At 58.3% G+C, this 11,274-nt stretch carries 5 protein-coding genes and 1 pseudogene; 2 read left to right on the top strand and 4 right to left on the bottom strand.

Annotated features, from left to right (window positions below):
* Positions 1-295: 295 nt before the first annotated feature.
* The 3 genes from GJB56_RS31135 to GJB56_RS31125 form a co-directional block, all read right to left on the bottom strand.
* Positions 296-1,171 (bottom strand): 2OG-Fe dioxygenase family protein, encoded by an 876-nt coding sequence (locus GJB56_RS31135; protein ID WP_205318862.1) that lies wholly within the window; start codon positions 1,169-1,171, stop codon positions 296-298.
* Between the two features lie 107 nt (positions 1,172-1,278).
* Complete coding sequence (locus tag GJB56_RS31130; protein ID WP_113684320.1) at positions 1,279-2,499, bottom strand: aminotransferase class I/II-fold pyridoxal phosphate-dependent enzyme; 1,221 nt, start codon at positions 2,497-2,499, stop codon at positions 1,279-1,281.
* A gap of 101 nt (positions 2,500-2,600) precedes the next feature.
* Positions 2,601-3,038 carry a GFA family protein gene (locus GJB56_RS31125; RefSeq protein ID WP_113684319.1) on the bottom strand — a complete coding sequence of 146 codons (438 nt, stop codon included), beginning with the start codon at positions 3,036-3,038 and terminating at the stop codon, positions 2,601-2,603.
* 555 nt (positions 3,039-3,593) lie between these two features.
* Here GJB56_RS31125 and GJB56_RS32185 point away from each other — a divergent pair.
* Positions 3,594-5,123, top strand: a pseudogene (locus GJB56_RS32185) (indolepyruvate ferredoxin oxidoreductase family protein); the annotation flags it as partial.
* Between the two features lie 403 nt (positions 5,124-5,526).
* Positions 5,527-7,185, top strand: a complete 1,659-nt coding sequence (locus tag GJB56_RS32180; RefSeq protein ID WP_442792735.1) for a DUF6537 domain-containing protein — start codon at positions 5,527-5,529, stop codon at positions 7,183-7,185.
* A 520-nt stretch (positions 7,186-7,705) separates the two neighbouring features.
* On the opposite strand, the gene dnaE is transcribed toward GJB56_RS32180, so the two are convergent.
* The gene (dnaE, locus tag GJB56_RS31115; protein ID WP_154606765.1) at positions 7,706-11,242 is read right to left on the bottom strand and encodes a DNA polymerase III subunit alpha; all 3,537 of its coding nucleotides are present in this window, start codon (positions 11,240-11,242) and stop codon (positions 7,706-7,708) included.
* Between the last annotated feature and the right edge of the window lie 32 nt (positions 11,243-11,274).

The raw sequence follows: 11,274 nt of genomic DNA, 5'->3' as shown, positions 1-11,274 counted from the left end.
CCCACTCATACCACGACCCTCCAAGTACGGGAGATAGCTTTCCGACAAACAGCCCGTGGACGGGCTCGGATTCGCGCCCCTCCTCGTATACAACGGAATTGCAGTGCCATGTCCCGAGGAAAGGCGATAACGCTATCATCTTCGGATCTGCCGAATAGCCTGATTGATCTACTGCCGGCCCTTCGGCTGCCAGACGCTCAGCGGCGACCTTGTCAACTATCTTGCCCTCAGTGACTTTACTGGTGCGGTCGTGCATACTCACATCGAGCCTCGTTCCCTTAACTACTGAATACCGTCAACGAAGATTCACATTAAGAGGGTATTCGGAATGCGGATTCCTCTTGTCATGCTCGAATGATATATGCCCTTCAACTGCCGGCTTTCGCGTAAAGAAAATCAGCATGTCCCGACGTGCCAAATCCGATGGATCTTCTGGCATTAATGGCGAGACGCTATGTTTACGCTCGTGGTCGAAAATCATGAGCGTATCCAAGAATTCCGAATGCTGAACTTCTGCTAGTAGATATTCAGGCGCTGCTTCATTCCATCGAACACCGTTTGCTTCCTTCACATCGTGGATTCGCGTCTTAGCAGCCAACTTCTCCATGTTCCTACTTCCAAGGAACGTAGTCATCGTATGGTCTACTCCGTCGCTGTGCACACCTTCAAGTGCCGGCTCACCAATCAGACCTGGCCTGGTTATGACCCTCAGGTTGAAGAGAGTGCAAATCCAATTAGCTGTCTGATAATCAAGCGATGGACGTTGGCGGACCGCAGTCTGGTAGGTCATGTATGCCTTGAATATCAGAAGAGCACGGAAGGCTGTGTTGCCTTGAAGATCGTTCTCGATATCCGCGAATTTTCTGAGCTGCCCTGAGTCGTGCCGTTTAAAGTCTTCTGCAACCGACAGTACGAAGGGTTGCTGCACCGTCCGAATTATTTCAGATGCTTCATAATCAATATAGTACCGTCCATTTTTCGATTCGCGGAACTCCAGAGTCGGATCAGGAGCCAGATTGTCGCTAACCTCCCGCAGCTTCTCGAGATCTGATTGCGTGGCACCAAGCTTGGAGACAATATCTTGCATATCGGACCCATTGATGAAAGCAAAGCGGTCCGCGACGTATTTATCACGGATCGGCCGCAGTACATCATCTACACTTTCGAACATAACACCCTCCCTGTAGTGTCAATGGCGGTTTTGCAACATTTGAAGCCCGTGGTCTACGTGGTCTAAATCCGGGCTGCCGCTTTTAAAGACAACGGCTTTTCCGTGCTTCAATCCTTTACTACGCTCGACAGTGCATAGGCGAACTCAGCGATGGATTCAGCTGTCATTGTTGAACGAATTCTGATCCTAAGTCCTGCTTCGCCTCTGCGCACGATTGGGAAGAAGTCTGGTTCGGCATAGAATCCGAGTTTGAGCAGGTCGGCGGACACGTCGATGGCGCTCCGTTCATCCCCTACCACAATGTAGCGTATAGGCACGACATTCCCTGAGCCATTACTCGCAATCTGCGCATCAAAGTACGCCATATTATTGGCTAGATTCGCTTGCAATTCAGGAAGCTCATCAGACATATGAATTTCAATTGATTTACGGATGGCACCCAGGCCCGGTGTGTTGATCCGTTGAGACCACATCATTGGACCACTGGCGCGCTGCACAGCATAGCGGCTTTCGAGATTGCCTTGTGGACCAAATAACACAGCGCCACCTGACGCACCAAAACCCTTGTTCAGGGAGGTGACAATCATCGTCTGGCTATTTATTTCACCCAATGCTTTTAAAGCATATCCTCGGCCGTTCACCCCAACTACCGAGGTACTGTGAGCTTCGTCAAAATACAGGAATAGCCCGTACTTGTTTTGGAGCTCAATGAGCTGCTCCATCGGCGCAACTGTCCCGCCGGTGCTATAGACAGAATCACAAACGTATGCCACACGCTTATGCTTCTGACACAACCTCTCAAGGGCTTCCATGTCGTTGTGTTCAATTGTGACAACTTCAGTCTCATCGGCGCAGGCCGCTTTTAGCGACAGCATGCAAAAATGAGCTTTTTTATCGAAAGCCATCACAGGAGGGACACCGTTCGTCAACAATCCCGATGCCAGCACCGGTAGTGTCGCCCAAACGGCCGCTGCACACGAATTGAGAGTCCCAACGTCAGCCTGAAAAAGATTTCCTAGTTCTGATTCAGCCAATTCCAGCAGCGGCAGCGTCATACGCACCCGCGAAAGAGACGAATTCAGGACTCGACTTTTCGACAAAGCCTCTTGTGCCGCGAGTAGAATTCTTTCATCCTCGTCGAGACCAAGATACGAGTACGATGACATGTTCCAGGCAGTAAGACCGTCGGAGTTTCTCTTGATCTTTCCGAGCCCGACGGGCTCGAACCATCCTCCGTGTACGCCCTTTTCCAGTGCATAGTCCCAGTTGCCGGCGCTGATGCGATTCATTTTTTTGTAGTCAGCGTGTAAATGGACTTGTGTGTTCATCTAGCGGTGTAGCTCCTTCGGCTTCTGTGCGCACAACCTAGAGATTGTCCACTAGATTTCTGATACTTGACCGGCGGCGGGGAAATCGTTTCGAGTTTGACTTACTGTGTTGCGCGATGCATTCCCTTGTCGATGCTTGCCTGCCAATTTTTTCCATCGAAGTCGCACCATTCAGTCTGGGTTGCGAATGAAAGATCGATGCATCTGGCGTTTACACTGTAAGAATCGGGATTTGATTTTGGGCGATAGAACGGCATTATGCCGCAGACGACACAAAAAGTATGATCTGCTCGAAAGTCACCAAATCTGTACTCTTTCAGAAACTCACGGCCGCTTTTGAGTTCAAATCTGCTTTCGTGTACGAGGAGCTCTTGATGGCCCGACTTGTAGCAGATTCCACAATTGCATCTAGTTATTATGATAGATTTGCTAAACAGTGCTGAGAATTGCACATTTTGACAGTGACACGCCCCGTCGACCCACACATATCCATCCCTAATCAGCTCTTCGGGTGATCTGAGCTCAGGAAGTTCAGCCATCTGCAACCCCTTGTTCGTCAGTCATTTTGTGGTCGCCGCATCTTTGTCGATGATGTGCCCGATTTGCAATCCATTGGTCCCGAATCGCCCCTCCAATGGTCCCGATCGCCGCTTTTTGTCCTGATCGTCCCGATTGCCGCTTTTTGTCCTGATCGTCCCGATCGCCTCTTTTGGTTCTGATCGTCGGCATCGACTTGCGCTTAACTCTATCAACATCACCACCTCGACACGAGAATCAATGAATAGGTGCCATCCGTTCATCTTCCGTTTTCCGTGCGTATATTTACATGTGGCGGCATTGAAAATATTAGTGTTACATTTGGCTGATCGAAATATTCCCCTGGCACGTCATATTGTTGAAGACAATAGGAACCTTTATAGTACCAACAGGTCGGTATGTCAACCGGTGTGCCCTGCAGGCGTCGATACCTATCCAGGCGCTAATGTCAAGCCTGGCATGGCCCCCCCTCAAATGGCTCACCGAACGGGGTCCTTCGACGGTGAATATCAGCTGATCAGTACTGCAGGTGTAACCAGATAAGGACGGTAGCCACGATGACTGAACTGGTGTCGGGCGTAGCCCAGGCCAAGCCCTATGACCTCGATGATCGGTACCGGTCGGGATCGGGACCGGTGTTGCTGACCGGTGTTCAGGCAATTGCACGCGGCTTCGTCGAGCAGCACGTTCGCGACAACCGGGCAGGTAAGCGCATTGCCACCTTCGTCTCCGGTTACCAGGGCAGCCCACTGGGCGGCGTCGACAGGATGCTTCACGGCATGCCCAAGGTGCTCGCAGAACACGACATCACCTTCATCCCCGGCTTCAACGAGGAGCTCGCTGCCACCGCGGTATGGGGAAGCCAGACGGATCTCCCGGCCGGAACCGCGACCCACGACGGCGTGACCGGCGTCTGGTACGGCAAGGGCCCCGGCGTCGACCGCGCTACCGACACCATTCGCCACGCCAACATGTACGGCGTGAACCCCAAGGGCGGCGTCGTCCTGCTGGTGGGCGACGACCCGGCGTCGAAGTCCTCCTCCGTTCCGGCCGTCAGCGAGCGCTCGCTTGCCGCGATGGGTGTGCCGGTTCTCTTCCCACGCAATGCCGAAGAGATCATCACGATGGGTATGCACGCCGTTGCACTCTCGCGGGTGTCCGGTTGCGTCGTAGCGCTGAAGATCGTCGCCGACGTCGCCGACGGTGCCTGGACGATCGACGGCAGCATCGCGGACTTCGACATCGTGGTTCCGGAAGTGCAGTTCGAGGGCAAGCCCTTCGTCTACAAGCAGCGTCAGATGGCTGCGCCGCCGGACAGTGTCATTGCCGAGGCCGATCTGTACGGCCCGCGATGGGATCTTGTTCACGCGTACGGAACTGCCAACAATCTCGATGTGATCGAGGTCAACCCCTCGGGTGCGAAGATCGGTATCGCCGCCACCGGTACAACTTTCGACTCCGTCCGCCAAGCTCTGGCAGACCTCGGCGTCGATGATGCGGCGCTGCACCGCGCCGGGATCCGTCTCCTTCGCATCGGAATGTGCTACCCCGTCGTTGGCGAGAAGATCAGGGAGTTCGCCGAAGGTCTCGAGCAGATCGTCGTGGTCGAGGACAAGACCGCGTTCATCGAAGCTCAGATCCGGGAAGTCCTGTACGGCACCGACGATGCTCCTCGCATCATCGGCAAGCGTGACGGACAGGGCCGTCTGCTCATGCCTGCCAGTGGTGAACTGACCGCAGGCCGGTTGCTCGCCCCGTTGCGGCGCGTACTGAAGCCGCACGTCGAGCTCAAGCGCACCCTCCCTGCACCGCTGTCACTGAACGTGCTCTCCGCCAAGCGAACCGCGTACTTCTGCAGTGGGTGCCCCCACAACCGTTCCACCGCTATCCCCGAGGGTTCAATCGGCGGCGGCGGAATCGGTTGCCACACACTCGTCACCATGTCCGGCCGTGAGGACAGCGCTGTCACCGGCCTGACGCAGATGGGCGGCGAGGGCAGCCAGTGGATCGGGCAGGCACCGTTCACCGACGTGCCTCACCTGTTCCAGAACATCGGCGACGGCACCTTCTTCCACTCCGGTCAGTTGGCTGTCCAGGCGCCTGACGCAGATGGGCGGCGAGGGCAGCCAGTGGATCGGGCAGGCACCGTTCACCGACGTGCCTCACCTGTTCCAGAACATCGGCGACGGCACCTTCTTCCACTCCGGTCAGTTGGCTGTCCAGGCGTGCATCGCCGCAGGCGTGAACATCACCTACAAGTTGCTCTACAACGAAGTAGTGGCGATGACCGGTGCACAGGACGCAGAAGGTGCCCTCTCCGTTGCTCAACTCAGCCACAAGCTGACCACCGAGGGCGTCAAGCAGATCATCATCTGCGCCGACGAGCCTTCGCGCCACAACAAGCGCGCTCTGGCCAAGGGCACCAAGCTCTGGCACCGCGATCGCCTCGACGAGGCTCAGAAGGAGCTTCGCGAGATCAAGGGCGTCACAGTGTTGATCTACGACCAGCACTGTGCGGCCGACGCTCGTCGCCAGCGCAAGCGTGGCACGCTGCCCACTCGCAACACTCGCGTCGTCATCAACGAGGCAGTGTGCGAGGGCTGCGGTGACTGCGGTGTGAAGTCGAACTGCCTCTCGGTCCAGCCTGTGGACACCGAGTACGGTCGCAAGACGAAGATCGACCAGACGTCCTGCAACACGGACTACACCTGCATGGACGGCGATTGCCCCTCATTCGTGACCGTCGAACTGGTGCCGGGCAAGAAGGCTCCCAAGGCCGCACGTCCCGTCCCGCCCGTTGTCGCAGATCCCGATTTCGGACCGCTCACCAGCACGCAGAACGTGTTCCTCGCGGGCATCGGCGGCACCGGTATCGTGACCGTCAACCAGGTGCTCGCAACGGCGGCACTGCGCGCCGGCCTCGAGGTGGAGAGCCTTGACCAGATCGGCCTGAGCCAGAAGGCCGGACCGGTTGTCTCGCACCTGCGTTTCAGCTCCAGCGCGCTCGAGCCGTCCAACCGCCTCACCCCGGGCAGCGCGGATTGCATCGTCGCCTTCGACCTGCTGACCGCGACGGACAACAAGAACCTCGACTACGGCAACGCCGAGAAGACGGTCTCCATCGCATCGACGTCGCAGACGCCGACCGGAGACATGGTCTACGACAAGGCTGTTCGCTACCCCGAGGAGACGTCGCTCCTCGCCCGTCTCGACAAGGTGTCGCGCACCCTGCGCTCGTTCGACGCACTCGCCGCGGCACAGGAGTTGTTCGGTAACACCGCAGCCGCCAACTTCCTGCTGATCGGTGCTGCCTACCAGAGCGGTGGACTTCGTCTGCCGGCCGAGGCCATCGAAGAAGCGATCGGCATCAACGGCGTTGCCGTGGACGCGAACATCGCGGCATTCCGTTGGGGCCGTGCAGCAATTGCCGACACTGCAGCGTTCTCGGCCGTCACCACGCCGGCCAAGTCCGTCCGCGAACCCGTTGTCGCACCGGCTCACATGTTCGCCGGAACCACCTTCACCGGTGAAACCCTGCGACTGGTCGAACTGCGTGCGGCACAGCTCATCGAGTTCCAGTCCGTCAAGATCGCCCAGCGCTACATCGATCAGGTTCAGGCAGTCTGGACTGCTGAACGTGCCGCAACCGAGCGGACCGATTTCAGTGAAGCGGTCGCCCGCGGCCTGTTCAAGTTCACCGCGTACAAGGACGAGTACGAAGTTGCTCGCATGCTGGTCGATCCTGCCTTCATCGAAGACGTCAAGTCGCAGGTGCCGGCCGGGGAGAACCTGACCTACAAGCTCCACCCCCCGATCCTCCGAGTGATGGGCCGCAAGAAGAAGATCGGCCTCGGGCCCAAGTCGCATGTTGCACTGAAGGTTCTGGCCAAGGGCAAGAAGCTGCGCGGTACCAAGCTCGATCCCTTCGGCTACATGCACGTCCGCAAGGTCGAGCGTGAACTGCTCGCCGAGTACGAGGCCATGATCGCTGATCTCTCTCGTACGCTCGCAACCGACGGATACGATCGCGCCGTCGAGATCGCGGCACTGCCGGACGTGGTTCGCGGCTACGAGGACATCAAGCTCGGCAACATCGAGCTGTACAAGACTCGCCTGCGCGAGCTTAGAATCGAGTGTATAGATACCTAACAGCCTGGTAGGGCACCGTTGTTGAGCCACTCGGCAGCAGAAGAATCAACGCGTGTGAATACAAGCTGGCAGCGTACTCATGTGGAGTTTGGTACTCCAGCTATGAAGGACGGTGCCTGGTGTTGCATATCCTCCTTCCCATCCTCGATGACCACGAGGACACTGTTGAATTCGTTCCTGTTTAAGAGCATTCATCATAGACAAGGTTGTCGAACGACTAGATGTACCCGTTCTACAGCTAACCAGGCGAACCGAACCGACACCGACTTGATTCCTCGCAAAACGTCCTCAAGCCTCGGAGATGAACTCGGGCCCATTGTCGCACCGGAGCACCTGCGGTGGTCCGCCCCGGAAGGCGAACTCCTTCTCCCCCCTGCGATGAGGTCCTCCTCCGGGATAGACCGTTCGAGCATAGGACGCGGCCCCGAACACGCTCCCTCCCACACCCATCACTTACACAAAGAGGAGCCGAGTGAGCAGCAGCTATTCATCAAGTCATTGCCCAGTAAGTTCATGGAGTTCAACCGGCAAGGCAGCCAGGTCCGAGTAGCGCCTTCAGGTCGCCCATCAGCGCCGAGGACGGTTCGACCCGAAGGACGTCGTCGACCTTCCACAAGCTGATCTCGGTTCCGCCGATCAGCCGGACATGGACGTCGGACGTTCCCGGATGTCTGGTCAGCACCTGCTTGAGAGCACTGAGCTTGTCCTTGGTGCACTGACGGACAGGCAACGACACGGTCAAAGGGCGTGCGACCCCGATCGCCGAAATATCAGGCACCGCAAGGTCGTTGCCGATCAGCGACATCCGATCGTCTCGGATCGAAACGCGAGCCTTGACCAACACGATGGCATCCTCGGCGATGTCCATCCCGTACACGGCGTAGGCCTGCGGGAAGAACAGCACCTCGATTCCACCCACGAGGTCTTCGAGCTGCACAATGCACCAGGTCAGACCGTTCTTGTTGACCCGACGGTCCACCGAGGCAATGATTCCGCCGAGAGTTACCTGGGCACCGTCCTGAACGCCGCCTTCGAGTATCGCAGCGATGGACGTGTCGGACTGCTGGCGAAGAATGTGCTCGACTCCGTTGAGCGGATGGCCGGAGACATACAGCCCCAACATTTCTCGTTCGAGTGCCAGGCGATGCTTGGAGTCCCACTCTTCGTCAGGAATCTTGACGTCGAACACCGAGGTGATCGACTCGTCCGCCTCGGCACCGCCGAAGAGGTCGAACTGTCCGATCGCCTCTGCCTTCTTGGTGCTCATCACGGAATCGATGGCGTCGGCATGAACCAACATCAGGCCCTTGCGCGGGTGACCCAACGAGTCGAAGGCACCGGCCTTGATGAGAGATTCGGTGACCTTCTTGTTGCATGCCATCGCGTCGATCTTGCCGAGATAGTCGGAGAAATCGGTGAACTTCGATTTCTCGGTGCGCGCCTTGATGATCGAGGCAACGACGTTGGCGCCGACGTTGCGCACCGACCCCATACCGAAACGGATGTCGTCGCCGACGGTCGCGAAGTCGACGCGTGACTCGTTGACGTCCGGCGGGAGAACGGTGATGCCCAACTTGCGGCAGTCGGCGAGATAGATCGCGGACTTGTCCTTGTCGTCACCGACGGAGGTCAGCAGACCTGCCATGTACTCGGCCGGGTAGTTCGCCTTGAGGTACGCAGTCCAGTACGACACGAGTCCGTAGCCGGCGGAGTGCGACTTGTTGAACGCGTACCCGGCGAAGGGAAGGACCGTGTCCCACAGCGCCTTGATGGCCGCTTCGCTGAAGTTGTTGTCCAACATGCCCTGCCGGAAGCCGGCGTAGGCCTTTTCCAGCTCGGACAGCTTCTTCTTACCCATGGCACGACGCAGCAAGTCGGCCTGACCCAGGGTGTAACCGGCCACCTTCTGCGCCAGTTGCATGATCTGCTCCTGGTAGATGATCAGGCCGTACGTTTCCGAGAGGATCTCCGCGAGCGGCTCCTCCAACTCGGGGTGAATCGGCTTGACGTCTTCCAAGGCGTTCTTGCGCTTGGCGTACGAGATGTGGGCGTCCACACCCATCGGCCCCGGTCGATACAGCGCCAATGCGGCAACGATGTCGCCGAATCCGGTGGGCTGCATCAGTTTCAGCAACTCGCGCATACCGCCGCCGTCGAGCTGGAACACACCGAGAGTGTCGCCGCGGGCGAGCAGTTCGTATGTTGCCGCATCGTCCATCGGCAACGTGTCGAGGTCCAGATCGATGCCGCGGTTGGCTTTGATGTTCTCGAGCGTGTCGCCGATAACCGTGAGGTTTCGCAGACCGAGGAAGTCCATCTTGAGCAGACCGATGGCTTCACACGATGGGTAGTCCCAACCGGTGATGATGGCGCCGTCCTGGGCGCGCTTCCAGACCGGGATTGCGTCGGTGAGCGGTTCGGACGACATGATGACCGCGCAGGCGTGCACACCGGCGTTACGGATCAGCCCTTCCAGACCCACCGCGGTCTTGTAGATCTTCGCGACGTCCGGGCTGGAGTCGATGAGCGCTCGAACCTCGGCGGCCTCCTTGTACCGCTCGTGCTTCGGGTCGGTGATACCGGAGACCGAGATGTCCTTGGCCATGATGGGCGGCGGGAGCGCCTTGGTGATCTGATCGGCGATGGCGTAGCCCGGCTTGCCGAACTGGACGCGAGCCGAGTCCTTGATGGCAGCCTTGGTCTTGATGGTGCCGAAGGTGATGACCTGGGCGACCTTGTCGTTGCCCCACTTGTCCGTCGCGTATCGAACCATCTCGCCGCGACGGCGATCATCGAAGTCGATATCGATATCGGGCATGGACACGCGCTCGGGGTTGAGGAATCGCTCGAACAGCAACCCGTACGGGATGGGGTCGATGTTGGTGATCCCCATCGCGTAGGCCACCAACGAACCGGCTGCCGATCCACGGCCGGGCCCGACGCGGATGCCGACGTCCTTGGCGTGGTTGATCAGGTCGCCGACCACCAGGAAGTAGGCCGGGAAGCCCATTTCGTTGATGACGCCGATCTCGTAGTCGGCGCGGGCGAGGTACTCCTGCGGAGGTCCGCTCGGGAAGCGGCGATCGAGTCCGCGCATCACCTCGGCACGCAGGAAGGTCTGCTGTGTATGACCCTCCGGGACCGGGAAGATCGGCATGCGGTCGTGGAACGCCCACACGTCCTCGTACGACTGCACACGCTCGCCGATGGCAACGGTGTTGTCGCACGCCCCCGGTACTTCGTTGTCCCAGATGGCGCGCATCTCGGCAGCGGACTTGAGATAATAGCCGGAGCCGTCCAGCTTAAGCCTGCTTGGGTCCGACAACATCTTGCCGGTCTGAATGCACAGCAGCGCCGCATGATTCGTCGCGTCTGAGTCGTGCACGTAGTGGCAGTCGTTGGTCGCCAACGGCGGGATCTCAAGCTCTCTGGAGATATCAAGCAGCCCACCTCGCACGCGCTTTTCGATCGATATTCCATGATCCATCAGCTCGATAAAATAGTTTTCCTTGCCGAAGATCTCCTGCCACTTGGCCGCCGCTTCGAGAGCCTCGCGATCGTGGCCGAGACGAAGACGCGTCTGCACCTCACCCGAAGGGCAGCCGCTGGCCGCGATGATGCCCTCGGCATGCTGGGCGATGATCTCTTCGTCCATGCGTGCGTACTTGCCGAATTGGCCTTCGATCGATGCGAGCGACGAAAGCTTGAACAGGTTACGCAGACCCGTCGCGTTCTCGGCCACCATCGTCAGATGGGTGTACGCGCCGCCGCCGGAGACGTCGTCCCCCTTCTGACCCGGATTGCCCCACTTCACGCGCTTGGTGTTGAAGCGGGATTCCGGCGCGATGTACGCCTCGATACCGATGATCGGCTTGATGCCGGCTTTCTTCGCCTCGTTGTAGAACTGGCTGGCGCCGTACATGTTTCCGTGATCGGTCATGCCGACAGCGGACATGCCTAGTCGAGCAACCTCCTCGAACATGGCGCCGACCTTGGCCGCACCGTCGAGCATCGAGTACTCGGTGTGATTATGAAGATGAACGAAGGATTCTGGCACACCATGACCCTACAGGCGAGGAAACATGAACT

Source organism: Rhodococcus sp. AQ5-07, assembly GCF_009707305.1.
Classification (GTDB): domain Bacteria; phylum Actinomycetota; class Actinomycetes; order Mycobacteriales; family Mycobacteriaceae; genus Rhodococcus_F; species Rhodococcus_F erythropolis.
This window is presented reverse-complemented; position numbering and strand designations above follow the sequence as displayed.

What these genes read in the sequence shown, in the direction of transcription:
- GJB56_RS31135 (WP_205318862.1), bottom strand. Translation starts at nt 1,171, where the DNA reads ATGTTCGAAAGTGTAGATGATGTACTGCGGCCGATCCGTGATAAATAC.
- GJB56_RS31130 (WP_113684320.1), bottom strand. Translation starts at nt 2,499, where the DNA reads ATGAACACACAAGTCCATTTACACGCTGACTACAAAAAAATGAATCGC.
- GJB56_RS31125 (WP_113684319.1), bottom strand. Translation starts at nt 3,038, where the DNA reads ATGGCTGAACTTCCTGAGCTCAGATCACCCGAAGAGCTGATTAGGGAT.